23 protein-coding genes are annotated in these 25,841 nt (G+C 56.4%); 9 read left to right on the forward strand and 14 right to left on the reverse strand.

Going from position 1 to position 25,841, the window contains the following annotated elements:
- Positions 1 to 7: 7 nt before the first annotated feature.
- Entirely contained in the window at positions 8 to 235 is a 228-nt protein-coding gene (locus ACWKXN_RS07115; RefSeq protein WP_008500958.1) for a YejL family protein, read from the reverse strand.
- A 134-nt stretch (positions 236 to 369) separates the two neighbouring features.
- Between ACWKXN_RS07115 and yejK the strand changes: the two genes are divergently transcribed.
- A complete protein-coding gene (gene yejK, locus ACWKXN_RS07120) occupies positions 370 to 1,377 on the forward strand; it encodes a nucleoid-associated protein YejK (RefSeq protein WP_008500957.1) in 1,008 nt (335 codons plus the stop codon).
- Positions 1,378 to 1,428: 51 nt separating this feature from the next.
- Here yejK and rplY read toward each other — a convergent pair whose 3' ends face one another.
- Positions 1,429 to 1,713: a 50S ribosomal protein L25 gene (gene rplY / locus ACWKXN_RS07125; RefSeq protein ID WP_023312497.1), complete on the reverse strand. Its 285-nt coding sequence runs from the start codon at positions 1,711 to 1,713 to the stop codon at positions 1,429 to 1,431.
- A gap of 125 nt (positions 1,714 to 1,838) precedes the next feature.
- Positions 1,839 to 3,599 (reverse strand): DEAD/DEAH box helicase, encoded by a 1,761-nt coding sequence (locus tag ACWKXN_RS07130; protein WP_454543553.1) that lies wholly within the window; start codon positions 3,597 to 3,599, stop codon positions 1,839 to 1,841.
- 281 nt (positions 3,600 to 3,880) lie between these two features.
- On the opposite strand from ACWKXN_RS07130, the gene rsuA reads away from it, so the two are divergent.
- The 3 genes from rsuA to ACWKXN_RS07145 all read left to right on the forward strand — a co-directional run bounded on the left by rsuA (position 3,881) and on the right by ACWKXN_RS07145 (position 6,424).
- Positions 3,881 to 4,588, forward strand: a complete 708-nt coding sequence (gene rsuA, locus ACWKXN_RS07135) for a 16S rRNA pseudouridine(516) synthase RsuA (RefSeq protein WP_045354252.1) — start codon at positions 3,881 to 3,883, stop codon at positions 4,586 to 4,588.
- A gap of 15 nt (positions 4,589 to 4,603) precedes the next feature.
- A complete protein-coding gene (locus ACWKXN_RS07140) occupies positions 4,604 to 5,800 on the forward strand; it encodes a Bcr/CflA family multidrug efflux MFS transporter (RefSeq protein ID WP_454543554.1) in 1,197 nt (398 codons plus the stop codon).
- Positions 5,801 to 6,079: 279 nt separating this feature from the next.
- Entirely contained in the window at positions 6,080 to 6,424 is a 345-nt protein-coding gene (locus ACWKXN_RS07145) for a YejG family protein (protein ID WP_454543555.1), read from the forward strand.
- A gap of 3 nt (positions 6,425 to 6,427) precedes the next feature.
- Here ACWKXN_RS07145 and yejF read toward each other — a convergent pair whose 3' ends face one another.
- The 9 genes from yejF to ACWKXN_RS07190 form a co-directional block, all read right to left on the reverse strand.
- Positions 6,428 to 8,017, reverse strand: coding sequence for a microcin C ABC transporter ATP-binding protein YejF (gene yejF / locus ACWKXN_RS07150; protein ID WP_454543556.1), 1,590 nt, complete (start codon positions 8,015 to 8,017; stop codon positions 6,428 to 6,430).
- Between the two features lies 1 nt (position 8,018).
- Positions 8,019 to 9,044, reverse strand: a complete 1,026-nt coding sequence (locus tag ACWKXN_RS07155; RefSeq protein ID WP_454543557.1) for an ABC transporter permease — start codon at positions 9,042 to 9,044, stop codon at positions 8,019 to 8,021.
- A complete protein-coding gene (locus ACWKXN_RS07160; protein ID WP_024908182.1) occupies positions 9,044 to 10,138 on the reverse strand; it encodes a microcin C ABC transporter permease YejB in 1,095 nt (364 codons plus the stop codon). The genes ACWKXN_RS07155 and ACWKXN_RS07160 overlap by 1 nt, the downstream gene beginning before the upstream one ends.
- 9 nt (positions 10,139 to 10,147) lie before the next feature.
- On the reverse strand, positions 10,148 to 11,953 hold the full coding sequence (locus ACWKXN_RS07165; protein ID WP_039263176.1) for an extracellular solute-binding protein: 1,806 nt from the start codon (positions 11,951 to 11,953) through the stop codon (positions 10,148 to 10,150).
- A 74-nt stretch (positions 11,954 to 12,027) separates the two neighbouring features.
- Positions 12,028 to 13,584 (reverse strand): cyclic di-GMP phosphodiesterase, encoded by a 1,557-nt coding sequence (locus ACWKXN_RS07170; protein WP_047060558.1) that lies wholly within the window; start codon positions 13,582 to 13,584, stop codon positions 12,028 to 12,030.
- Positions 13,585 to 13,710: 126 nt separating this feature from the next.
- Positions 13,711 to 14,280: a bifunctional murein DD-endopeptidase/murein LD-carboxypeptidase gene (gene mepS, locus ACWKXN_RS07175; protein WP_008500946.1), complete on the reverse strand. Its 570-nt coding sequence runs from the start codon at positions 14,278 to 14,280 to the stop codon at positions 13,711 to 13,713.
- 415 nt (positions 14,281 to 14,695) lie between these two features.
- Positions 14,696 to 15,409 carry a phosphatase PAP2 family protein gene (locus ACWKXN_RS07180; protein ID WP_166670502.1) on the reverse strand — a complete coding sequence of 238 codons (714 nt, stop codon included), beginning with the start codon at positions 15,407 to 15,409 and terminating at the stop codon, positions 14,696 to 14,698.
- A 33-nt stretch (positions 15,410 to 15,442) separates the two neighbouring features.
- Positions 15,443 to 16,435, reverse strand: coding sequence for a CobW family GTP-binding protein (locus ACWKXN_RS07185; protein ID WP_454543558.1), 993 nt, complete (start codon positions 16,433 to 16,435; stop codon positions 15,443 to 15,445).
- A 124-nt stretch (positions 16,436 to 16,559) separates the two neighbouring features.
- A complete protein-coding gene (locus ACWKXN_RS07190; protein ID WP_454543559.1) occupies positions 16,560 to 18,026 on the reverse strand; it encodes a mannitol dehydrogenase family protein in 1,467 nt (488 codons plus the stop codon).
- Between the two features lie 205 nt (positions 18,027 to 18,231).
- Between ACWKXN_RS07190 and uxuA the strand changes: the two genes are divergently transcribed.
- Positions 18,232 to 19,422 (forward strand): mannonate dehydratase, encoded by a 1,191-nt coding sequence (gene uxuA / locus ACWKXN_RS07195; RefSeq protein WP_454543560.1) that lies wholly within the window; start codon positions 18,232 to 18,234, stop codon positions 19,420 to 19,422.
- Between the two features lie 117 nt (positions 19,423 to 19,539).
- On the opposite strand, the gene yeiP is transcribed toward uxuA, so the two are convergent.
- On the reverse strand, positions 19,540 to 20,112 hold the full coding sequence (yeiP, locus tag ACWKXN_RS07200; protein ID WP_008500940.1) for an elongation factor P-like protein YeiP: 573 nt from the start codon (positions 20,110 to 20,112) through the stop codon (positions 19,540 to 19,542).
- Positions 20,113 to 20,276: 164 nt separating this feature from the next.
- Here yeiP and ACWKXN_RS07205 point away from each other — a divergent pair, with 164 nt between their 5' ends.
- Positions 20,277 to 20,531, forward strand: a complete 255-nt coding sequence (locus tag ACWKXN_RS07205; protein ID WP_023312483.1) for a YkgJ family cysteine cluster protein — start codon at positions 20,277 to 20,279, stop codon at positions 20,529 to 20,531.
- Here the strand turns inward: ACWKXN_RS07205 and setB are convergent.
- Entirely contained in the window at positions 20,528 to 21,709 is a 1,182-nt protein-coding gene (gene setB, locus ACWKXN_RS07210) for a sugar efflux transporter SetB (RefSeq protein WP_454543561.1), read from the reverse strand. The two genes, ACWKXN_RS07205 and setB, sit on opposite strands and share 4 nt — an antisense overlap.
- A gap of 361 nt (positions 21,710 to 22,070) precedes the next feature.
- Between setB and fruB the strand changes: the two genes are divergently transcribed.
- The 3 genes from fruB to fruA are packed head-to-tail and all read left to right on the forward strand — an operon-like array spanning position 22,071 to position 25,841.
- Positions 22,071 to 23,201 carry a fused PTS fructose transporter subunit IIA/HPr protein gene (gene fruB / locus ACWKXN_RS07215; RefSeq protein ID WP_454543562.1) on the forward strand — a complete coding sequence of 377 codons (1,131 nt, stop codon included), beginning with the start codon at positions 22,071 to 22,073 and terminating at the stop codon, positions 23,199 to 23,201.
- Positions 23,201 to 24,139 (forward strand): 1-phosphofructokinase, encoded by a 939-nt coding sequence (fruK, locus tag ACWKXN_RS07220; protein ID WP_014170919.1) that lies wholly within the window; start codon positions 23,201 to 23,203, stop codon positions 24,137 to 24,139. Before fruB ends, fruK begins: the two co-directional genes overlap by 1 nt.
- Before the next feature lie 16 nt (positions 24,140 to 24,155).
- Positions 24,156 to 25,841, forward strand: a complete 1,686-nt coding sequence (gene fruA, locus ACWKXN_RS07225; protein ID WP_087823036.1) for a PTS fructose transporter subunit IIBC — start codon at positions 24,156 to 24,158, stop codon at positions 25,839 to 25,841.

Consider the following 25,841-nt stretch of genomic DNA (forward strand, 5'->3'; position numbering starts at 1 on the left):
GTATCCCTTAATGGGCCGGGTCGTTGCTGACGGACGACTGTAAAGCCTGGGCGAACGATTTTGCGATCGCCTGACGCTGAGCCGGAGCAACGCTGGTGTTAATCAGGTTGGTGACCATATTTCCCAAAACCATCAGGGAGAGATCGGTCGGCGTTTTATGTTTTTCCAGTACGTTGACCAGCTCACTGAGCAGTTGTTCAACGTGTTCATCACTGTAGCGGGAATGTTGTGGCATAAATCAAAATCAGTTTGTTGATGAAAGGGCAACATATTACCGTAGCAACAGCTTTTTTTCCCCTTTTTTATCTGTTGTTGCACACATGTCCTGGTGGTGGTTGAATACCGCCCGGTCTAAAAGGAGAGTTTATCATGAGTCTGGAAATCAACCAGATTGCCTTGCACCAGCTTATCAAGCGTGATGAGCAAACCCTTGAAGTGGTGCTGCGCGATTCGTTACTGGAACCCACGGCGACCGTGGTGGAGATGATGGCAGAGCTGCATCGCGTCTACAGTGCCAAAAATAAAGCCTATGGCCTGTTCAGCGAAGAGAGTGAACTGGCCGATAGCCTGCGCCTGCAGCGTCAGGGCGAAGAGGATTTCCTGGCGTTTAGCCGCGCCGCAACAGGGCGTCTGCGCGACGAGCTGGCGAAATATCCGTTCGCCGACGGCGGGATCGTGCTGTTCTGCCACTATCGCTACCTGGCGGTCGAGTATCTGCTGGTTACCGTGCTGAATAACTTAAGCAGCATGCGCGTGAACGAGCAGCTGGATATCAGCTCAACGCATTATCTGGATATCAACCATGCGGATATCGTGGCGCGTATTGATTTGACCGAATGGGAAACCAACCCGGAGTCGACCCGCTACCTGACTTTCCTGAAAGGGCGCGTGGGCCGCAAAGTGGCGGATTTCTTTATGGATTTCCTCGGTGCCAGCGAAGGTCTTAACGCCAAAGCGCAGAACAAAGGGCTGCTCCAGGCGGTTGACGACTTCACGGCTGAAGCGCAGCTCGATAAATCTGAGCGCCAGACCGTGCGCCAGCAGGTTTACAGCTACTGCAACGAACAGCTGCAGGCAGGGGAGGAGATCGAGCTGGAGTCGCTGTCAAAAGAGCTGGCGGGCGTCAGCGAAGTCAGCTTCCAGGAATTCACCGCGGAAAAAGGCTATGAGCTTGAAGAGAGCTTCCCGGCGGATCGCAGTACGCTGCGTCAGTTAACCAAGTTTGCCGGCAGCGGCGGTGGGTTAACCATCAACTTTGACGCGATGTTGCTGGGTGAACGCATCTTCTGGGATCCGGCCACCGATACGCTGACCATTAAAGGTACGCCGCCGAACCTGCGCGATCAGCTTCAGCGCCGCACCTCGGGTGGGAAATAACAGCCATAAAAAAACCCCGCAGAAGCGGGGTTTTTTTCGACGAGTTTGCGATTACGCGCGAACGAAGTCGATGTGAGTCAGTTTTGGCTTGAACGCGTGACGCTGAACAGCCTGAACTTTCACTTTTTCTTCTTTACCGCCAACAACGATGGTCAGAACTTCGCTGTAGAATTCAGCTTTGGTCTGCAGGTTCCACAGTTTGTCGTGATCCAGTTCGATTGCAACTGGAGCAGCTTCGCCACCGTAAACGATAGCCGGGAACTTGTTAGCGTTACGCAGGCGGCGGCTCGCACCCTTACCCTGCACGTTACGTACTTCTGCTTCGATAGTGAACATTGATTTCTCTCTGTATTTAAAACCCTACTACAGGCGACCCAGCAGCAGGTGAGTGTTCTGCCTCACGGATGTGAAGCGGGCGGCATTTTATACTCAAATGCCCCTCACATCAATGAAAAGTCCCGCTAACCGCGCAATTCGTTGGCGCGACGGAAGCGACCTTCGTAGTCAAAGAGCTTCTCGCGCACCTGCCAGAACTGGCCTTTCTTACGGGCGACGACAAAATCCGGATGGCGCAATAACACCTGCTGACGCACGATATCTGCTACGGTTATCCAGCGCAGGGGCACGCCCGGCGTGCGGGTATGCGGGCGGATAAACAGCTGTTCGAAGGCCATTCGCTGGGCAGGCGTCTGGACGCGGAAGCGCTCGCTGACGTCCGCCCCGTCTTCGTCGTAATAGGTGATTTTCAGCCACTCGCCTTTTTCATCGGCGCCGGGCTGCAGTGCCATGCCGGAACAGCGCAGCACCAGGGCATCTTTCAGCTTTAGCGCCGCTTTCAGCATGTCGTCCGGGTCAACCAGCACCGTGTCGCATTCCCGGCAGCGGCGGGCGGCAATATCGTTTTCGGCGTTGCACTGCGGGCAGTTTTTGAACCGGAAGCGGAAATCGCACTGCTCGCGATGCCCGTCATCATCTTCAAACCAGCCCTGACAGCGGCGGCCAAAGTGTTCGAGCAGCGTACCGTCGGCGGTGGTTTTTCCCCAGAAGGTGTTGGCAAACCCGCAGGCAGGGCAAAAGACCTGCACGGGCACGTTGTCGCTTTTCCCTTTTGGCGCGCCGACCTCAGGCGTATAGAGATCGTGCGGGTTACCGGCATAATCCAGAATCAGGCAGTCGGTTTTTCCCGGGGCCAGGCGCAGGCCGCGGCCAACAATTTGCTGATACAGACTGACCGATTCGGTCGGGCGCAAAATGGCGATCAGGTCGACGTGCGGGGCGTCAAAGCCGGTGGTCAGTACCGACACGTTTACCAGATAGTGGAACTGCTGGGCTTTAAAGGCGTCAATCAGGCCGTCGCGCTCCGGGCCGGGGGTCTCGCCGGTGATTAACGCCGCGTCGCCGGCGGGCAGTAACCCGGTGATCTCTCGCGCGTGCTCAACCGTAGCGGCAAAGATCATTACCCCTTTGCGCGTCGCGGCGAACTCCTCAATCTGGCTGATGATATGCGGCGTAATACGCTTCTGCTTTTTCAGCTCCTGGTTGAGATCCGCTTCGCTGAATAAGCCGTTGCTCTGCGCCTGCAAACGGCTGAAATCGTACTGCACCACCGGCATATCCAGCCGTTCAGGCGGCGTCAGGTAGCCGTGTTTAATCATGTAGCGCAGCGGAAGTTCGTAGATGCAGTCGCTAAACAGGGCCTTCTCATCGCCGCGCACCATGCCGTGATAATGGTAGCGATAGATCCAGCCTTTCCCCAGGCGAAACGGGGTCGCCGTCAGGCCCAGCAGGCGCAGGTGAGGGTTCACCGCTTTCAGGTGAGCCAGGATTTGCTGATACTGGCTGTCGTCGTCATCGCTGATGCGGTGACACTCGTCAACAATCAGCAGCGAAAATTCGCTGCGAAATAGCTCCAGATTGCGCGCCACCGACTGCACGCTGCCGAAGACCACTTTGCCGTGGCTCTCTTTGCGCTTTAGCCCGGCGGCGAAAATATCGGCTTCCAGCCCAAGCGCACAATACTTGGCATGGTTTTGCGCGACGAGCTCTTTGACGTGTGCCAGCACCAGCACGCGACCACGGGCCAGACGCGCCAGTTCGGCGATGACCAGGCTTTTGCCTGCGCCGGTCGGGAGCACAATCGCCGCCGGCTCGCGGTGTTTACGGAACCAGGCGAGGGTGGCGTCAACGGCTTCCTGCTGATAGGGACGAAGTGTAAAAGTCATGGGGTCTCGGTTTCGTTATTCCGCACATATACCCGTCATACTTCAAGTTGCCTGTGCGTTGGCTGCACTCGTTCACCCCGGTCACTTACTTATGTAAGCTCCCGGGGATTCACTCCTTTGCCGCCTTCATGCAACTCGAATTATTTAGGGTATAGATAGTATGCCACGAAACTTTTTCCCTTGAGTGGCGCAACCAGACCATTATACTGAACCGTTCCAGACTGCTTCTTTTTTCGGACCTGTTGTCCGACTTCCAGCACCATTAAGGCTAAAAAGATTTCATGCGACTTGATAAGTTTATCGCTCAGCAACTCGGCGTAAGCCGCGCTATTGCCGGGCGCGAAATTCGCGCCAGCCGCGTTACCGTGGATGGCGACATTGTGAGAGACAGCGCGTTCAAACTGCAACCTGACCATCAGGTGGAGTATGACGGCAATCCGCTGACCCAGCAGCACGGTCCGCGCTACTTCATGCTCAATAAGCCGGAAGGCTACGTCTGCTCAACGGACGATCCCGATCACCCGACGGTGCTCTATTTCCTCGACGAACCGGTGGCGCACAAGCTGCACGCCGCAGGCCGCCTCGACATCGACACCACGGGTCTGGTGCTGATGACCGACGACGGGCAGTGGTCGCATCGCATTACTTCCCCGCGTCACCACTGCGAGAAAACCTATCTGGTCACGCTGGAGTCGCCGGTGTCGGATGACACGGCAGAGCAATTCACGAAAGGCGTTCAGCTGCATAATGAAAAAGATCTGACCAAACCCGCCGTGCTTGAGGTGATCGCGCCGACGGAGGTCCGTCTGACCATCAGCGAAGGGCGCTACCATCAGGTGAAACGTATGTTTGCCGCAGTGGGGAACCACGTTGTTGGCCTGCATCGTGAGCGGATTGGTGCGATCGAACTCGATCCCGACCTGGCGCCAGGCGAATATCGCCCGTTAACGGAAGAAGAGATCGCCAGCGTCGGTCTGCCTTCGCACTAATTTCAGGAGAGCTCTGTGACCACCAGGCCACACTCGTCGTTCAAAATCGTCTTCATTCTTGGCCTGCTGGCCATGCTGATGCCGCTGTCTATTGATATGTACCTGCCTGCGCTGCCGGTGATTTCCGCGCAGTTTGGCGTTCCGGCGGGCAGCGCGCAGATGACGCTCAGCACCTATATTCTCGGCTTTGCCCTCGGCCAGCTGTTTTATGGCCCGATGGCGGACAGTCTTGGACGCAAGCCCGTTATTCTGGGCGGGACGCTGGTCTTTTCAGCCGCAGCGGTGGCCTGTGCGCTGGCGCAGACCATCGATCATCTGATTATCATGCGCTTCTTCCACGGTCTGGCGGCGGCTGCGGCAAGCGTGGTGATTAACGCCCTGATGCGCGATATTTACCCGAAAGAAGAGTTCTCCCGCATGATGTCGTTCGTGATGCTGGTGACGACGATTGCGCCGCTGGTGGCCCCGATGGCCGGTGGCGCGGTGCTGGTGTGGTTTAGCTGGCATGTGATTTTCTGGATCCTGGCCCTGGCCGCGCTGCTGGCCTCGGCGATGATCTTCTTCTTTATTGATGAAACGCTTCCCGTCGAGCGCCGTCAGAAATTCCACATCCGAACCACAATAGGCAACTTTGCCTCGCTGTTTCGCCACAAGCGCGTGCTCAGCTACATGCTGGCAAGCGGGTTCAGCTTCGCCGGGATGTTCTCCTTCCTGAGCGCCGGGCCGTTTGTCTACATCGAGCTGAACCACGTTTCGCCGCAGCACTTCGGCTACTATTTCGCGCTTAACATCGTCTTCCTGTTCATCATGACCATCATCAACAGCCGTTTTGTCCGGCGGGTGGGGGCGCTGAACATGTTCCGCGCCGGGCTGTGGATCCAGTTTGTGATGGCTATCTGGCTGGTGGTGAGCGCGTTTCTGGGCGTGGGCTTCTGGGCGCTGGTGGTCGGCGTAGCGGCCTTTGTCGGCTGCGTGTCGATGGTGTCATCTAATGCGATGGCGGTGATCCTGGATGAGTTTCCGCATATGGCGGGTACCGCCTCTTCCCTGGCGGGGACGTTCCGCTTCGGTATTGGCGCTATCGTTGGGGCGTTGCTTTCAATGGCCACCTTTACGACAGCATGGCCCATGCTGTGGGCGATGGCTTTTTGCGCAACCAGCTCGATACTCTTCTATCTTTACGCCAGTCGACCGCGAAAAGCGGCCCACTAAAATACAGAGAAGGCCCGACAGGGCCTTTTTTGTTGATGCATATCAACCAAACCCCCGTTCGTTTATTCCGTGTTTGTTTATTTTATGTAAAATCTATTTGTGTAAAAAGTCACATCATTGTATTCAAAAAGGTTGAGTTAGATCGCAGAAACGGGTACATATAGCGCCGACGCGAGCCTGGATATCGATAAAAAAGCGCTGAATAGTGCAGGCTGGCGATGATGTGTTACTATAAATGTAAATAAATTGTGAAGTAAATTTTGCTTCCGGGGAACGAACGTGAATACATTACAACTCTCCATTGTCCATCGCTTGCCCCAGAGCTATCGCTGGTCGGCGGGTTTTGCAGGTTCGAAAGTTGAACCGATTCCGCAAAGCGTCGCGGGCTGTGAAAACTGCCTGGTGGCACTCAAGCTGCTGAGCCCGGGCGACGAAAATGCATGGCGGGTGATGGAGCGTCTCAGTCAGGCCCTGACGGATATCGAAGTGGACAGCTCCGTGCTGGAGTGTGAAGGTGAGCCGTGCCTGTTCGTGAAGAGCCAGGACGAGTTTGCCGCCACCTGCCGTCTGAAGAATTTTGGCGTTGCCATCGCGGAGCCTTTCTCCGGCCAGTACCCGTTCTGACCGCTAGTCTGCCGACAACAGCTGGCGCGTGTAGCGCTGCGTTGGCGCGCTAAATACGCGCTGGCACTCTCCCTGCTCGACCACTTCTCCCTGTCGCAACACAATCACCTGATGGCATAGCGCCCGCACCACCTGTAGATCGTGGCTGATAAAGATATAGGCCAGCCGGTGTTTTTCCTGAAGCCCTTTCAGCAGCGCCAGGATCTGCGCCTGAACGGTTCTGTCCAGCGACGACGTCGGTTCATCCAGAATAATCAGCTCCGGCTTCAGGATCAGCGCGCGGGCAATGGCGATACGCTGGCGCTGCCCGCCGGAGAATTCAGCCGGATAGCGGTGGCGCGTCCCGGCATCTAAGCCCACTTCGGCCATCACCCGCATAACTTCCTGCTCTCGCTGCTGAGCGCTCAGGCCGGGCTGATGCACGCGCAGACCCTCCTCGATAATCTGTAACACGCTGAGCCGCGGGTTAAGCGAGGAGTTGGGATCCTGAAACACCACCTGCATGCGGGGCCGCACGGGCAGCATCTGACGGCGGTTCCAGCGGTGCAGCGGCATATCGTCAAAGAGGATCTCGCCCTGCGAGGCAATTAAGCGCAGCAGCGCCAGACCGGTGGTGCTTTTGCCCGAACCGGATTCGCCCACCAGCCCCAGGGATTCTCCCGGGCGCAGCGAGAAGCGGATGTTTTTCAGCACCGGATTCTGGTCGACGATGCGCCGCAGAATACCTTTGCGGATCGGGAACGAGACGGACAAATCCTCAACGCGCAGCAGCGGTGTGCTGTCCGTCTTGAGGGGAACCGGGTCTCCGGAGGGTTCGCTGTCGAGCAAACGCTGCGTATAGGGGTGCTGCGGCGCGCTCAGCAGCGTGGACGCGCTATTCTGTTCAACGCATCGTCCGTTTTGCATCACCGCGACGCAGTCGGCCAGCTTTCTCACAATACTCAGGTTGTGCGTGATAAACAGCAGGCTCATGTTCAGCTCGTCACGCAGTTCCCGCAGCAGCGTCAATATTTGCGCCTGTACCGTCACGTCCAGCGCCGTTGTGGGCTCGTCGGCAATCAACAGCTCGGGTCGCGTGAGCAGGGCCATAGCGATCATCACGCGCTGGCGTTCGCCGCCGGAGAGCTGATGCGGAAAATCATTCAGCCGTTTGGCCGCGTTGCGTATGCCCGTTCGTTCCAGACAATCCAGAATTTCTCCCCGCGCGGCCTCTTTGCGCATCCCCCGGTGCAGGGAGAGCACTTCATAGAGCTGTTTCTCGAGGCTGTGCAGCGGGTTGAGGGAAACCATCGGCTCCTGGAAGATCATCGCGATTTTGTTGCCGCGAATACCGCGCAGGGTATGTTCGTCGGCATGCAGCAGCGAGCTGCCGTGAAACAGAATATCCCCTTGCGGGTAGCTCACCGGCGGAGAAGGCAGCAGCCGCAGGATGGAGAGTGCTGAGACGCTCTTGCCTGAACCCGACTCGCCCACCAGGGCCAGCGTTTCACCGGGCTGGATCTGCAGCGACAGGTCGGTGACCACGGTGCGCGTCTCGTCCTGCTTAGAAAAAGCAATCGACAGGTTATCAATACTGAGAAGAGGCTGGGTCATTTTATACCGCCTTGTTCGGATCGAAGGCATCGCGCACGGCTTCGCCAATAAAAATCAGCAGCGACAGCAGCACGGCCACGGAAAGAAAGGCGGCGATGCCTAACCACGGCGCCTGCAGGTTGTTTTTGCCCTGCAGCAGCAGTTCGCCGAGCGACGGGGAACCCAGCGGTAGCCCGAAACCAAGAAAATCCAGCGAGGTGAGGGTGGTGATCGAGCTGCACAGAATAAACGGCAGGAAGGTGAGCGTTGCCACGACCGCGTTGGGCAGCATGTGGCGGAAGATGATCCCCCGGTCGCTCACGCCAAGCGCCTGCGCGGCGCGAATGTAGTCGAAATTGCGGGTGCGCAGGAACTCCGCGCGCACCACGCCCACCAGCGCCATCCAGCCGAACAGGACGGTGATGCCCAACAGCCACCAGAAGCCAGGCTGCACCACGCTGGAAAGCAGGATGATCAGAAACAGCGTTGGCATGCCTGACCAGACTTCAATAACCCGCTGACCCCACAGGTCAATTTTCCCGCCGTAGTAGCCCTGAACGGCGCCCGCCACGACGCCCATTACGCTGGAGAAGATCGTCAGCATCAGCCCAAAGAGAAGAGAAATTCGCGTGCCATTCAGGATGCGCGCCAGCACGTCCCCGCCGTTAGCATCCGTTCCCAGCCAGTTTTGCGCGGAGGGCGGGGAAGGGAAGGGCGTCGTGGTGGCGAAGTTAATGCTGTTTGCGCCAAAGCGTACCGGCGCCCAGAGCGCCCAGCCGTGCTGCTCAATCTGCTGGCGAAGCCACGGATCCTGATACTCCGCCGGTGTTGCAAACGGGCCGCCAAAGTCGCTTTCGCTGTAACTGGCGATAACCGGCACGTACCAGCGGTCGTTAAAATGCACCAGCAGCGGCTTGTCGTTGGCGATCAGCTCCGAACACATGCTTAAGGCAAACAGCACGGCAAAAATCCACAGCGACCAGTAGCCGCGGCGGTTGTGGCGAAAGCGGGCCCAGCGGGCCTGGTTGACGGGGCTTAAACGCGGCATCAGCGGCCCTCAAAATCGATTCGGGGATCGACCAGCGTATAGCTGATATCACTGATGATATTCAGCAGCAGGCCAATCAGGGTGAAAATATAGAGTGTGCCAAACATCACCGGATAATCGCGCGACACGGTAGCCTCATAGCCCAGCAGCCCCAGGCCGTTGAGCGAGAACATCACCTCTATCAGCAGCGAGCCGGTAAAAAACATGCCGATGAACGTGGCCGGAAATCCGGCGATCACCAGCAGCATGGCGTTGCGGAACACGTGTTTCCACATGATCTGTTTCTCGCTCACGCCCTTGGCGCGGGCCGTGACAACGTACTGCTTACGAATTTCATCGAGAAAGGCGTTTTTGGTCAACATGGTCAGGGCCGCAAACCCGCCAATGACCGTGGCCAGCACCGGCAGCGTGATATGCCAGAGATAGTCGGTGATTTTCTGATACCACGGCAGGGAGCTAAAATCGGCGGAGACCAGCCCCCGCAGCGGGAAGAGGTCGAAATAGCTTCCCCCGGCAAAAAAGACAATCAGCAGGACGGCAAACAGAAACGCCGGGATGGCGTAGCCGATGATGATGAACGTGCTGCTCCAGATATCAAACCGGCTGCCGTTATACACCGCTTTGCGGATCCCGAGCGGTATAGAGACCAGATAGATAATCAGCGTTCCCCACAGCCCCAGCGTTATCGACACCGGCAGGCTTTGCTTGATCAACGTTAACACTGACGCACTGCGAAACAGGCTGTCGCCAAAATCAAAGCGGATATAATCCCAGAGCATCTTGAAATAGCGCTCGTGAATCGGTTTGTCAAAGCCGTAGCGGTGGGTGATCTCGGCGATCACTTCCGGATCCAGCCCGCGTCCGCCGCGATAATGGCTTTCGCTGATATTCCCTACGCCGGTTCGCGCATGGCTCGCACCCATCCCTTCACCGCCGCCGCCGGGCATGCCGCCGCTGTTGCCAAATTCAATGGCGGCAATCGCCTGATCGACCGGGCCGCCGGGGGCGATTTGCACGATAAAAAAGTTAATCGTGATGATGGCCCACAGGGTGGGGATGACCAGCAGGAGACGACGGAGAAGATAGGCACCCATGATGATTCCTTATCGCCGCTCAGCGGGAAGTCTGGCGGCTTTGTTAACGTCATACCACCAGGTATCAAAGCCCAGGGAGTAGACAGGGCGCACGGCAGGCACGGAGAACTTGTCCCAGCGCGCCAGGCGATCTTCGCCCATATACCACATCGGCAGCATGTAGTAGTTCCAGGTTAAGACCCTGTCGAGGGCGCGCCCGAGCGGCAGGAGCTTTTCTTTATCCCCCTGCGCCGCCACTATTTTCGCAATCAGCGCGTCAATCGCCGGGCTTTTTACACCTGGCGCATTGTATGAGGAGTCAATGTAGCTGGAGGCCCAGGAGATTTGCAGGTCGGAGCTGGGCCACGGCTGCGCGGGCCACAGACGCTGCATCATGTCGTAATCACGGCTGCGCATGCGGCTGGTGATCTGCGCGTTATCGACCTGGCGAATGTTCATGGTCACGCCCAGCCGCTCAAGGTTGTGCTTAAACGGCAGTACCCACTGATCGTTGCCCCCGGACGAGAGCAGCAGCTCAAAGCTGAGAGGCTTACCCGTTTTGGCATCGACACGCTTTTGATTTTTCAGGTGCCAGCCCGCGTCATCCAGCAGTTTGCTGGCTTTCAGCAGGTTGTCGCGGTCGTAACCGTCACCGTTCGACGCGGGCGGCTGAAACACGGTGGTGAACACCTGCGGCGGCAGCTCCGCTTTCAGCGGCGCCAGCAGTGCCAGCTCGTCGGCTTTCGGGTAATCGCGCGCGGCGTATTCCGTGTTCTGGAAATAGCTGTTGGCACGGCTATAAGCCCCGTAAAACAGCGCTTTGTTCATCCACTCAAAATCAAAGGCCAGGGAAATGGCTTCGCGCACCCGGCGGTCATTGAATACCGGACGCTGAATATTAAACGCCAGCCAGCGGGTGTCCTGGGCAGACTCATTTTTGTGCTCGTCTTTGACGATGTAGCCTTTGGCGAAATTTTTGCCGATATAGCGGGTCGCCCAGTTTTTAGCGCTGCTTTCTACACGTAAATCGAAGGCGCCGGCTTTGAACGCTTCAAACGCCACGTTATCGTCGAGATAGTAATCATAGCGAAGGGTGTCGAAATTCCAGCGCCCGCGGTTTACCGGCAGGTCTGCTGCCCAGTAGTCTTTCACGCGAGAGTAAACGACATATTGCCCCATGCGCCAGTCGGTGATGCGGTATGGGCCGCCTGCCAGCGGCGGCGTGGAAAGCGGGTCGCTTAGCTTATGATTTTTCCAGAACGATTCAGGCATCACCGGCAGCGAGAACAGGCTGAGCATATTCTCTTTGTTCGGTTCGCTCAGCTCGATGCGCACGGTGAGTGGCGCGATGGCTCTGACGGAAGCCCCTTTATACACGATGCGGAACTGGGGGACGCCTTCGGTCATGAATTTATGGAAGGTGAACGCCACGTCGCTGGCCTTCACCGGCGTACCGTCGTGAAAACGCGCTCGCGGATTCAGCGAAATTTCCGCCCAGGCGAAGTTATCGGCGTAACGCACGTTCTCGGCAATCAGCGGATAATAGCTGCCGGGCTCATCATCCGAGGTGACGAAGAGCGTATCGTAAAGCGATTCCGTCCGAGCGGCCGCCACGCCGCGCAGGGCGAAGCGGTTGAAGTTGTCGAATGTTCCCGTGGCGGAAAGCGTGACCTTTCCGCCCTTCGGCGCGGCAGGGTTAACGTAATCGAAGTGCGTAAAATTGACCGCATATTTCGGCTCGCCAATCACCGCGAAGGCGATATTTTCTTTGATGGCCTGCGCCTGGCTGGACAGGCTCGTTAGTGCCAACATCAGCAACATGAAGCGCATAAGCATCTCGCGGCGGCTCCCTCTTTTACAGACCGGCTCGGTTAAGCTGAATAATAAGTGACGTCACGGGCAATGTGAAATTAATCGCCCTCGGGCGAAATATCAGGCCGCCATTCGCGGAACTGCGCCAGCGGCATCGGGCGGCTAATCCAGTATCCCTGCAGGAAATTAACGCCGTGTTCGCGCAGCCAGGCGGCCTGTTCCGGCGTTTCCACCCCTTCGGCGACGGTCGACATATTCAGTCGTCTTGCCAGCGTCAGGACGGCATCCAGCACCGGCGACGTCACGGTCTCGGTGCCAATCGCATTAACAAAACCGCGGTCAATCTTGAGGTAGTCCATGGTGAAATGCTCAAGATAAATCAGCGCGCTGTGGCCGGTGCCAAAATCATCAATAGCTATCTCAAACCCTTCGTTGTGCAGCCATTCGAAAAGGCTATTGGCTTCCCGATGATTGAGCATGTCGCGCTCGGTAATTTCCAGCACGATCTGGAAGTAATCCTGCGGCAGTAGCGCTTTGAAGGTGCGCATATCGTCTTTGAAGCTTTCCGCATGCAGATGCCCCGGCGCAATGTTGATGCCCACTTTTGCTCCCGGAGGTAACAGGGTTTGTAACACGGGGGCATCGTGAATGATAAGGTCAAACAGATGCAGCGTCAGCGGGACAATCAGCTTCTGCGCTTCGGCAAAATTGATAAACGCGTCCGGCGGAATTTCCCCCATCGTCGGGTGTTTCCAGCGCATCAGCACTTCAAGCCCGGTCATCTGGAGCGATTTAGCATCGACGACGGGCTGATAAACCACATAAAACTGACCGCGCTTAATCGCGCTTAAAATCTCTTTACCCGGGTTGAGGCGAATGCTGAGGATATAGTAGTTGAGCGATCCGGCACAAATGCCGCATACCAGCCCGAAGAACAGGGCGTAGAGAATTTCATCGCTGGTCCATGCGTCAGCATACAGGTTGATGGTCAGGGGGACGTCTTTCAGCGTCGCGGTACGGGCCGGCGTTTCATGTAAATCATGCGCAAGCACCAGCTTGCTGGACCGCGTTGACAGCGCATGGTCGCCAATAATGATGGCAATACCGGCAAATTCGTCCTGGCGCGCGGTGTAGAGCAGGTAAGGCGTCAGATTGAGATTCACCGAGGTAAACACGCCGCCGTCCTTCACTAGCGGGTTACGGTACCAGATGGCAATCGCGGGCTTGTTGGGCAACATCGGGGTGCCGGGAAGTAATGCCATATCAATCTGTTTGTCGATGTGCAGCTCGGGGATTAGCTCCTCCATGGGGACATTCATCGGCCCCGTGGCAGAAGAGCAGAACGCCATTTTGTCTCTGACCAGCAGGAATGCGCGAACGTTAACGCTAAAGGCAGCGCGCGAGGTAAGTTCCTGATTGACGTCGTGGCAGTTGTTTAACGTGAGCGGCTGGAGCACATCGATAGAATTTTTTAACTCATCGAAGTAGCTCTCCATATAGATGCTCACATCGTGGATCAGGGTGTCGAATTTGACTTCCCGCTTGTGGTAGCTCCAGAAAAATTGCAACGAACCCAGGAGCAGGGCGGCGATCAGGCCTGTGATGATGCTGAGGATCAGTATTTTGCGATTGCTGGAGAAATAGCGGGTGAACATAGACGTCGTGATTCCTGAAATGCCGCTGGATGTATTCAGTGTAACGGGCAAAAAAAACACTGCCGAAGCAGTGCTTTTTTTCATCATATCGCCAGCCAAGGGATAACCAACGATACGATAGTCATATTAACTGCGGGTCAGTACGCGGCGTGCTTCGTTGTAGCGCTTCTTCCAGTACGGTTCATTCATGCTGGAAATGGTCACACCGCTGCTGGTGGAGGCATGTACAAACTGGTCATTACCAATGTAGATGCCAACATGTCGACCTGTAGAACCGGCACGGAACAGGACTAAATCACCGGTGCGCAGTTTGGTACGTGAAATCGACTTGCCCATCTCCTGCTGTTCATAGGTTGAACGCGGAAGATCTAACCCAAATTGCTCACGGAACGTACGCTGTACAAAACCGGAACAATCAATACCTGTTTTTGTGCTGCCGCCAAGGCGATAGCGCACGCCTTTCCAGTCAGCATACTGGTCCATAATGCGGGACTTCACGTCCAGATTACGTACCATATTTTCAAATTCATCCTGAGAGGCTTGCAGTGACGAGGAATCTTCCATTCCCACAACACGCGTCTCAGGATGCATATTCTTTGCGGTGTTCGATGTACTACATGCAGACAACAGTACCGCGACTGCTATCGCCGGGATCCCCCGTAAGATATATCTCAGAAACGGTTGAGATTTGACCATTTTGTTTATTATCCCTTGAAGTCCTTAACGACAAATATCGTTATAAAAATGCCAAACGTGACGAGACTAATTATCTGTTCACATTGAGACAATTCTTTCTGGTCACATTTGTGGCACAGCGCACAAAATTATTCGCCAGTGAAATAATTATCTCTATGGGGCAAAACGAGTTCGAGATTAACCGATTGCCTGGGGTATTGCGAGAAAAAAAAGCCTTTTTTTTATAAGAAAATGTGATACAGAAAGTAAAAACATAGAATTGCTCAAAATAGCGACGGATCCGCTGCGCCAGTATGCAATTGCTTCATTTTTATCATGAATATGATGACGAGAATATGACAGTGGGGAAAGATCGCGGCGAGAACGCTATCAGGGATCATGTCGATCCCTGATAGCTCACGTTAATTTAGGTTAGTTATTTGTTTAATTGTTGTTGCGCTCTTCCGGGAAGATAGCGATCGAACAGCGCTATTATCCTGTCGCTCAGTGGGGTCATCAAACACCACGGCAGCGCAATCAGCGCCACGGAGAGCGAACCGACGGCAATATCGGTAAACCAGTGAGCGCCAATCATTACGCGCGGGAAGGCAAAAACCACAAAAATAATCAGGGCTATGGCAAAGGCTTTTCTGCCGAAATAGCGAAGCATAATTGCGGAAAAAATAAGCAGCATCATGCCGTGATCGCCGGGGAAACTGTCCTTCGACGCATCTTTTGTTGGAATATGCAGCAGTTCGCTGACGCGATAAATATCGGTGAAGAATAGCGTTGGGCTTGAACGCTTAACCGGAATAATCGCAGTTGCCAGCTGGTTAATGACAACGGCAAACAGCAGCATCACCAGACCGATAATGAGAATACGCCGACGCCCGGCTTTATCCTCTTTCAGCCAGAAAGAGAGCATCAGGCAGCCCATGGCCAGCAGCGAGAAGCCGTCGAAGGCGCGGTTGTTGGTAATTGCCACCAGCCACAGGAACGCGCTGCTCTTCACCAGCTCCTGGTTGAAGAAGTGAAAAATGGCAGAATCCAGCGGGAACCAGAAACCATGATCCGCCGGGATATACCAGGAGAAAAAAAGCGCCAGACCGGCGACATTAAGCAGTAATATCAGGGGAAATCGAGTTGTCATAACGTTCTGCATAGAGTGAAAACTGGGGCAACGTTAGCCGCCCGAACTTAAACGAATCCTCAACAGGCTGGACTGGAGGGCATTCCAGTCGGCGTTAACCGCACTAATTAACTCTATTCGGCTGTCAGGCGGCGCCACATTTTGCGTTTCAATAAAGAAATCGTCACCCTGACGGTTGATCCGCACCAGCCCGTCTGGGGTGCGCATGATCCCTTTCACGCGATCGACGGGAGCAAGTCGGGCCCACTCCAGGATCCCGATGGTGTCGAAAACGGTTTCAGCATCAAATATCCATCCGCAGGCCTGATATCCCTGGCCGCTGTTCAGGTTACGACGCCAGCGCTGATGTTCCGGCAGGCTGAGAGCGGCTAAACCCTGTTTCACCGGATGATGATGTTGATGTTGATGTTCCGCACTGGCCGGAAGTTCAGCCATGTTCAGACGAGGAAGGTCAAGCAGGGCGCTATCAATATTCCCCTGGGTGGTCTGCACCCGCGTGCGGTTGCCGCCGAAATGTTGCCACCACGCGTCCAGCGCGGCCTGGCTTTCAGCCGTGGCGCGATCTGCTTTATTCGCGACAATAACGTCAGCCGAGGCGAGCTGATCGCGGAAGTTCTCATTGGCCACCGCTTTGTCATCCAGAAGCTGACGCGGATCGAGCAGACACAGGGTGGCGCGCAGGTCGATCCACGGCTCGTAAACCGGGGCGGTCAGTAAATCGAGGATCTGCTTCGGATGGCCCAGCCCGGTGGGCTCAATCAGCAGGCGGTCGGGGTTGCCCTGACGCAGCAGCGTATTGAGCCCGACCTGCATCGGCAGGCCATTGACGCAGCACATGCACCCGCCGGGGATCTCTTTAATCATCGCGCCGCTGGATGACAGCAAGGCGCCGTCAATGCCCACTTCGCCAAATTCATTGACCAGCACGGCCCATTTCTCGGCAGGATCTTTATTCGCCAGCAGGTGGAGAATTGAGGTGGTTTTACCGCTGCCGAGAAAACCGGTGATGAGGTTGGTTTTGGTCACGTGCGCTCCAGATGAGGATTGTGATGCTATAACACTAATCTCTCTATCCTGGCGAAAAACGTGACCGGTGAGAAGGGGGAGGGCGAACGGAGGCTTCATCCGTTCGCGTTAAGCGCAATAATCGTTAAATATTTAACGTCTCGATAACAGCCTGACGCGCGCCGTGGCGGGTGATGCGCTGGTATGCCTGGCTGACAGCCTCCACAAACGCGCTGTTTTGCGCGAGATCGTGACCAAAGACCTCGCTCAGCCCCAGCAGGGCGTTAACGCGGTCGGCGTCGCTGCTGGCATTGACCATCGTGCTAATTTTATCGCTGAGGGGATCGCGAACATCAATCGCATTGCCACGGTCGTCGGTACCGCTGACGTAGCGTATCCAGCCGGCCACGCTCAGAGCCAGCAGCGACCACGGTGTTTTTCGCTCGATATGAACGCGGATCCCGTCCAGCATTCTTTGCGGAAGCTTCTGGCTACCGTCCATCGCGATTTGCCAGGTCCGATGCTGGAGTGCCGGGTTGGCAAAGCGCTCGAGCAGGCTATCGGCGTAGGCGGTGAGGTCGACATCCTTAATGCGTAATGTGGGCGCCTGCTCGTCCAGCATCAGCCGACGGGCGGCTTCGCGGAACGCAGCGTCCTCCATGCATTCATTAATATGGGCATAGCCCGCGAGGTACCCCAGATATGCCAGGAAAGAGTGGCTGCCGTTGAGCATGCGCAATTTCATCTGCTCCCACGGCAGAACATCCTGCACCATCTGAACGCCCGCGACTTCCCATTCCGGACGGCCGGCAACAAAATTATCTTCCACCACCCACTGAATAAACGGCTCGCAGCTGATGGCGCACGGATCTTCAACGCCGAGCGCGTCGGTGATTTCAGCCAGTGAGGCGTCCGTCGCGGCGGGAACAATTCTGTCAACCATCGTCCCCGGGAAGCTCACGTGGCTGTCAATCCATTCAGACAGCGCTGCGGAACGCTTTTGCGCCATGCCCAGCACCGCGTTTTTCACCACGTGCCCGTTATCAGGGATATTGTCGCAGGAGAGCACGGTAAACGCAGGCAAGCCGCGCTCGTGGCGGCGGTGAAGCGCTTCGACCAGGATCCCGGGTGCGGAATGTGGCTCTGAGGGGTTTTCAAGGTCATGGATTATTCGGGCGTTGTGCAGATCGAGTTTCCCGGTCGCGGGATCTATGCAATAGCCTTTCTCCGTGATGGTGAGCGACACAATTGCGACCTGAGGCTCGCAAAATTTCTCAATAATGGCGGGCAGAGAGTCCAGCTTTGCGTTAAGGCATTCATGGACGGCACCGACGATAATCGCCTCATTGCCTTCTGCCCCTTTCTCCAGCACGGTGAACAGGTGATCCTGCGCGCGCAGCTGGCTCATCAGCACGTCGCCGCTGAAAAGGCTAATCTCACAAATACCCCAGTCGCCGCCTTTTTCATTAAGCACCCGGTTTGTTAACAATGCCTGGTGCGCACGGTGAAACGCGCCAAAGCCAAAATGGACGATGCGGGAGCGCAGTTGCTGACGATCGTAGCGCGGCTGCTGAACCTGGGCAGGAAGGGCGGTGGAGGCAATTGTCTTCATGAGATACACACCTGATTAACCATTAATTAACAATGCCAGTGTAAAGTTATATGACAGCAAATAAAATTGGTGAGCCGTAAATATCCCCGTTCTGTGAGTTTGATCAATCAATGTGTGGCGGTATGTTGACCCTTAGCGGTAAACATGTATGGTAGTCGTCATTGCAGTAACGCATATTGGTATAACAACTTAAGAGGGTGAGGCAATGGAACAAACCTGGCGTTGGTACGGGCCGAACGATCCGGTTTCTCTTGATGATGTGCGCCAGGCAGGCGCAACGGGTGTCGTCACGGCGCTGCATCATATTCCTAACGGTCAGGTATGGCCGGCTGAAGAAATTCAACAGCGTCAGGCGCTGCTGGCGGAGAAGGGGTTAACCTGGTCTGTAGTAGAGAGCATCCCGGTTCACGAAGACATCAAAACCCATTCCGGGGACTACCAGACCTGGATTGCTAACTATCAGCAGAGCATTCGCAACCTGGCGGCCTGCGGCATTGATACGGTTTGCTATAACTTCATGCCTATCCTCGACTGGACGCGTACCGACCTTGAATATCAGATGCCGGACGGCTCGAAAGCCCTGCGTTTCGACCAGATCGCCTTCGCGGCGTTTGAGCTGCACATTCTGAAACGCCCCGGCGCCGAAGCGGATTACACCGCGGAAGAGCAGCAGCAGGCGCTTGCGTGGTTTAACGCCGCCAGTGATGCAGACATCGAAAAGCTGACCCGTAATATCATTGCGGGCCTGCCGGGCGCGGAAGAGGGGTATACCCTGGATCAGTTCCGCGCGCGCCTGGCGGAATATGGCGATATTGATAAGCAGCAGCTGCGTGAAAACATGGCGTACTTCCTGCGCGCTATCGTGCCGGTTGCTGAAGAAGCTGGTGTGCGTCTGGCGGTGCACCCGGACGATCCACCGCGTCCTATCCTCGGCCTCCCGCGCATTGTTTCCACTATTGAAGATATGCAGTGGCTGAAAGAGACGGTAAACAGCATCTATAACGGCTTCACCATGTGTACCGGCTCCTACGGCGTGCGTGCGGATAACGACCTGGTGCGGATGATTGAAACCTTTGGCGATCGCATTCACTTTACGCACTTGCGTGCGACCTGCCGCGAAGAGAACCCAAAAACCTTCCACGAGGCGGCGCACCTGGGCGGCGATGTGAACATGGTAGCGGTGGTAGACGCCATTCTGGCGGAAGAGGCGCGTCGCAAGCAGGCGGGCGATGTGCGTCCTATTCCGTTCCGTCCGGATCACGGCCACCAGATGCTGGACGATCTGCGTAAGAAAACCAACCCGGGCTATTCGGCGATTGGCCGTCTTAAAGGGATGGCGGAAGTGCGCGGCGTCGAGCTGGCGCTGAAGATGACGAAGTATCCGGAGCTTCTGTAAGCGCTGTTGCCCGGTGGCGCTACGCTTACCGGGCCTACAAAAAAACCGGCCTGAGAGCCGGTTTTTGTGTTTTTGTCGGTCGGGTAAGGCGAAGCCGCCACCCGACAAACGCCGCAATCAGTCAGCGCGACCCATATAGCGTTTTTCTTCGATATGGATGCGGATCTTCTCGCCAGCGGAGAGGTATTCCGGCACCTGCACAACCAGGCCGGTGGTCAGGGTAGCCGGTTTGTTGCGCGCGCTTGCGGATGCGCCTTTGATGCCAGGTGCGGTTTCCACGATTTCAAGATCGACGGTCTGGGGCAGTTCCAGCGCCAGCAGCACGCCGTCCCAGGTCAGGACCTGCATGTCAGGCATGCCGCCTTCAGGGATGAACAGCAGCTCTTCTTCAATCTGATCTTTGGTGAAGATGTACGGGGTGTAATCTTCTTTGTCCATGAACACGTATTCGTTGCCGTCGATGTAGGAGAAATCAACGTAGCGACGGGTCAGGGTCACGGTATCGACGATATCGTCACCTTTAAAGCGCTCTTCCACCTTCAGGCCGGTACGCACATCGGCGAAACGCATTTTATACAGCGTTGCTGCACCACGGGCGCTAGGTGCCTGAATATCGATATCTTTCACAATCAGCAGTTTGCCGTTGTAATTCAGCACCATACCTTTCTTAATTTCGTTCGCTCTTGGCATTGCAGTAATCCTGTTTACGGGAGGTAAAAAATATCGCGCCAAATTACTCGCGCGCGGCCTTTCAGGCAAGAGGAATTCGTGGCTTTTGCTATCAATACGCAAAAGGTGTTACTGTGCGCGCGATGCCCGACTGCGCGGGCGATCGTCAGCGAAAGAGAGCATTTATGGATTGCCGTCCCGATTGTGGCGCGTGCTGTACTGCACCGTCCATTTCAAGCCCCATTCCAGGAATGCCGGAGGGCAAGCCTGCCAATACCCGCTGCGTTCAGCTCTCGGAAACGAACCTGTGCATGATCTTTGGCTCACCGCTGCGCCCGAAAGTCTGCTCCGGGCTTCAGCCCACGGCAGAAATGTGTGGCAGCACGCGAGGGCAGGCGATGACGTACCTTCTTGAGCTGGAAGCGCTCACCGCGCCCTAAACGTCTTTAATCCTCGCCAGACAGCCGATCGTCAGCGTGCACATCACCAGCGCAATCCAGAACACCGTGTGATAGTTCCAGATTTCTGCAACGACACCGGCCATTGAGCCCGCGATAATCCAGCCCACGCGGGTGGTATTAGTATAAAGGGTGGTGGCAGAGCCTGCCTGGCCCGGCATCAGATCCTGGAAATAGAGCATGCCTATCCCGGCGAGAATGCCTATATAAATGGCGTTCAGCAGCTGTAAAACCAGCAACAGCCCCGGCGTATGTACCGTCAGCATACCGATATAAAACAGCAGACCGGCGATGGCGGCGATGCGCATTAAAAAACGCTTTCCGAAGCGCTTTGCGTAATAGCCCGCAATGAGCATCGTCGGGATCTCAAGCCCGGCCGCGGTGCCCATCATGATGCCCGCCAGCTTCTCCGACAGGTGCAGTTCATCAATAATAAACAGCGGCATATTGATGATATACAGGCTGTTGGTGCCCCACATCAGCGTACAGATAACAAACAGGAGCAGGGCATCGCGGCGGTTGCGGCGCGGCGCTTCCAGCACGCCCGTTGTCACTTTCGGCTCTTTGCGCATGGACGGCAGGAAGAACCACACCAGCGCGCCGCACACCACAAACGCGACGGCCGCGCTCAGGTACATCACCGTAAAGCCAAAACCCATCGCCAGCGCGTAGGCCAGCGGCGGGCCAATCACCCATGCCAGCGACACCTGAGCACGCAGGACAGAGCTGAACATCACCGCTTCACGTCCGGTATGGTCGGCGTGTTCGCGGGCAAGGGCGAACATCTGAGGGTTCGCCGTTGAGCCAAAGCTGCTCAGGAATACCCCGACGAAGAGCAGAATGAAATAGTTGCGGTTCAATGCAAACAGAACGCAGGCCATGACCCCGAGCAGACAGCAGAAAACGATCAGGCTTTTGCGATCGCCTTTTCTGTCGGAGCGTCCCGCCAGAAACTGGCTGACCAGGATGCCGATGATGGCGCTTCCGGTAAAAAAGAAGCCGACCATTGCCGGGCGGACGTGAACCTCATTTGTCAGAAATAGGCTCAATGTTGGCGTCTGTAACGCACCGGCAATGCCCGTGAAGAAGGCAACAACCAGGAACGCCGCGGAGGTCAAATCAAAGGGCTTCGGCGAGACGGCCGCAGGGGTGTTATGCATGTTTTATAATTAGCGAGTAGCAGAGAGGGGCGGAGTTTACGCCGTCAGCTAAAAAATAAACAGTGGGTGCGGTCAATGATGCCACGAAAAATCAAAATGGCATTTCAACTTCCGTCCCACCCGGCTGACCTTAGCTGAAACTGTCTTGCTGAACTTCAGCAAAATTCAGCTGAACGAAGAAGAAATGTGCTGTATCTCTAAATTCTGATATCGCAAATACGAGTTTACTTGCAAGACATTGCAGAAAGCGCAAGACTTTTTGAAACGTTTCAGCGCTATCTTGTTTTAACAAACGGAGCAGGCTAGCGCATTTTTTCTCATTAAAGCTGAAACGATTCAAGTTCAGCAGGAGTGGAGAACCATGTTCCAGTTATCTGTTCAGGATATCCACCCGGGCGCTCAGGCCGGGGATAAAGAAGAGGCTATTCGCCAGGTTGCCGCTGCGCTTGTGCAGGCGGGTAACGTCGCGGACGGCTATGTAAACGGCATGCTGGCCCGCGAGCAGCAGACCTCAACCTTCCTCGGCAATGGCATTGCCATTCCGCACGGCACAACCGACACCCGCGATCAGGTGCTGAAAACCGGCGTTCAGGTTTATCAGTTCCCGCAGGGCGTGCTCTGGGGCAACGGTCAGGTGGCGTATGTGGCTATCGGTATCGCGGCCAGCAGCGACGAACACTTAGGCCTGCTGCGTCAGCTGACGCATGTCCTGAGCGATGACGATGTGGCTGAACAGCTGAAGTCCGCGACCACAGCTGAAGAGCTGCGCGCCTTGCTGATGGGCGAAAAACAGAGCGAAGCGCTGAAGCTGGATAACGAAACGCTGACGCTGGACGTGGTTGCCTCCGATCTGGTGACGCTGCAGGCGCTGAACGCGGGTCGTCTGAAAGAAGCCGGCGCGGCGGATGCCACGTTTGTGACGCGCGTGATTAACGATAAGCCGTTGAATCTGGGTCAGGGTATCTGGCTGAATGACAGTGCTGAAGGCAACCTGCGCAGCGCTATCGCCGTGAGCCGCGCGGCTAATGCGTTTGACGTAGAAGGCGAGCGCGCGGCCATGCTGGTGACCGTGGCAATGAACGATGAGCAGCCGGTTTCCGTGCTGAAGCGTCTTGGCGATCTGCTGCTGAACAACAAAGCTGAAAAACTGCTGAACGCTGATGCCTCCACCGTGCTGGCACTGCTGACCAGTGATGATGCGCCGACCGAAGACGTGCAGACCGCGGAGTTCGTGGTACGCAACGAGCACGGCCTGCATGCCCGTCCGGGCACCATGCTGGTGAATACCATTAAACAATTCGAGAGTGAGATCACCGTGGCGAATCTTGATGGCACGGGCAAACCGGCCAACGGCCGTAGTCTGATGAAAGTGGTCGCGCTGGGCGTGAAGAAAGGCCACCGTCTGCGTTTCACCGCGCAGGGTGCTGATGCTGAACAGGCGCTGAAAGCGATTGGCGACGCCATCGCGGCAGGTCTGGGGGAGGGCGCATAATGAGCAGACGTGTTGCGACTATTACGCTGAACCCGGCTTATGACCTGGTAGGATTTTGCCCGGAAATTGAGCGCGGCGAAGTCAACCTCGTGCGTACCACTGGCCTGCATGCTGCGGGCAAAGGGATTAACGTCGCGAAAGTGCTCAAGGATCTCGGTATCGACGTCACCGTGGGTGGATTCCTCGGTAAAGATAACCAGGATGGTTTCCAGCAGCTGTTCAGCGAGCTGGGCATTGCCAACCGTTTTCAGGTTGTTCAGGGCCGCACCCGAATCAACGTCAAGCTGACGGAGAAAGACGGTGAAGTGACCGATCTGAACTTCTCTGGCTTCGAAGTGACGCCGTCTGACTGGGAGCGTTTTGTTAACGACTCTCTGACCTGGCTTGGTCAGTTTGACATGGTCTGCGTCAGCGGCAGCCTGCCGTCCGGCGTGAGCCCGGAAGCGTTTACCGACTGGATGACGCGTCTGCGCAGCCAGTGCCCGTGCATTATTTTTGACAGCAGCCGCGACGCGCTGGTTGCCGGTCTGAAAGCTTCGCCGTGGCTGGTGAAGCCGAATCGCCGCGAGCTGGAGATCTGGGCGGGTCGTAAGCTGCCGGAATTAAAAGATGTGATTGACGCTGCCCATGCGCTGCGCGAGCAGGGTATCGCTCACGTGGTTATCTCGCTTGGTGCAGAAGGAGCGTTGTGGGTTAACGCTTCTGGCGAATGGATCGCCAAACCGCCGTCGGTTGACGTTGTCAGCACCGTTGGCGCAGGGGATTCGATGGTTGGCGGCCTGATTTATGGTCTGCTGATGCGTGAATCCAGTGAACATACTTTACGTCTTGCCACTGCCGTTGCTGCCCTGGCCGTAAGCCAGAGCAATGTCGGTATTACCGATCGTACCCAGTTAGCCGCGATGATGGCGCGCGTTGACTTAAAACCTTTTAACTAACAGCAGGAGAGGAATAATGAAAACGCTGCTGATCATTGACTCCGGTCTCGGACAGGCTCGCGCCTATATGGCGAAGACCTTGCTGGGAGCGGCGGCGAACAAAGCACATCTCGAGATCATTGATAACCCGGGCGATGCCGAACTGGTCATTGTCCTGGGCGACAACATCCCGGCTGACAGTGCGCTGAACGGCAAAAAAGTGTGGCTGGGCGATATTAATCGCGCGGTGGCACATCCGGAACTGTTCCTGAGCGAAGCGAAAGGGCACGCGTCTGTCTACAGCGCGCCTGTCGCGACGGCACCGGCTGCGGCCACGGGTCCGAAACGCGTTGTTGCGGTGACGGCCTGCCCGACGGGCGTAGCTCACACCTTCATGGCGGCTGAGGCCATTGAAACCGAAGCGAAAAAACGCGGCTGGTGGGTTAAAGTTGAAACGCGCGGCTCCGTCGGTGCCGGCAACGCTATCACCCCTGAAGAAGTGGCTGAGGCCGATCTGGTGATTGTGGCGGCGGATATCGAAGTGGACCTGGCGAAATTTGCCGGTAAGCCAATGTACCGCACGTCTACCGGCCTGGCGCTGAAAAAGACCGCGCAGGAGTTTGATAAAGCGCTGGTGGAAGCGAAGCCGTATCAGGCAACCGGCGCGCGTCAAACCGCGACGGAAGGTAAGAAAGAGTCTGCAGGCGCCTATCGCCATCTGTTGACCGGTGTGTCTTACATGCTGCCGATGGTAGTTGCAGGTGGTCTGTGTATCGCCCTCTCGTTCGCATTTGGTATTACCGCGTTTAAAGAGCAAGGCACGCTGGCCGCTGCGTTAATGCAGATTGGCGGCGGTTCCGCGTTCGCACTGATGGTTCCCGTTCTGGCAGGCTTTATTGCCTTCTCCATCGCTGACCGTCCAGGCCTGACGCCGGGGCTTATCGGCGGTATGCTGGCCGTGAGCACCGGTTCTGGCTTTATCGGCGGGATTATCGCGGGCTTCCTGGCCGGTTACGTCGCGAAGCTCATCAGCTCGAAGCTCAAGCTGCCGCAGAGTATGGAAGCGCTGAAGCCGATTCTGATCATCCCGCTGATTTCCAGCCTGGTGGTCGGTCTGGCGATGATTTACCTGATTGGTAAGCCGGTTGCGGGCATCCTGGCGGGTCTGACCCACTGGCTGCAAACCATGGGCACCGCGAACGCGGTTCTGCTGGGCGCAATCCTCGGCGGCATGATGTGTACCGACATGGGTGGTCCGGTGAACAAAGCGGCGTACGCCTTTGGTGTTGGCCTGCTGAGTACCCAGACCTACGCACCGATGGCAGCGATCATGGCGGCAGGTATGGTGCCTCCTCTGGCGCTCGGCCTGGCGACGATTATTGCCCGTCGTAAGTTCGATAAAGCGCAGCAGGAAGGCGGTAAAGCCGCGCTGGTGCTGGGTCTGTGCTTCATCACCGAAGGTGCGATTCCGTTCGCGGCCCGTGACCCAATGCGTGTACTGCCGTGCTGTATCGCGGGTGGTGCAGTGACCGGGGCGATCTCCATGGCGATTGGCGCAAAACTGATGGCACCACACGGCGGTCTGTTCGTGCTGCTTATCCCTGGCGCCATCACGCCGGTGCTGGGCTACCTGCTGGCCATCGTTGCCGGTACGCTGGTGGCGGGTCTGTCATACGCGGTGCTGAAACGTCCTGAAGCGGAAGTCGTGGCGAAAGCAGCGTAA

Source organism: Enterobacter sp. UPMP2060 (assembly GCF_053709655.1).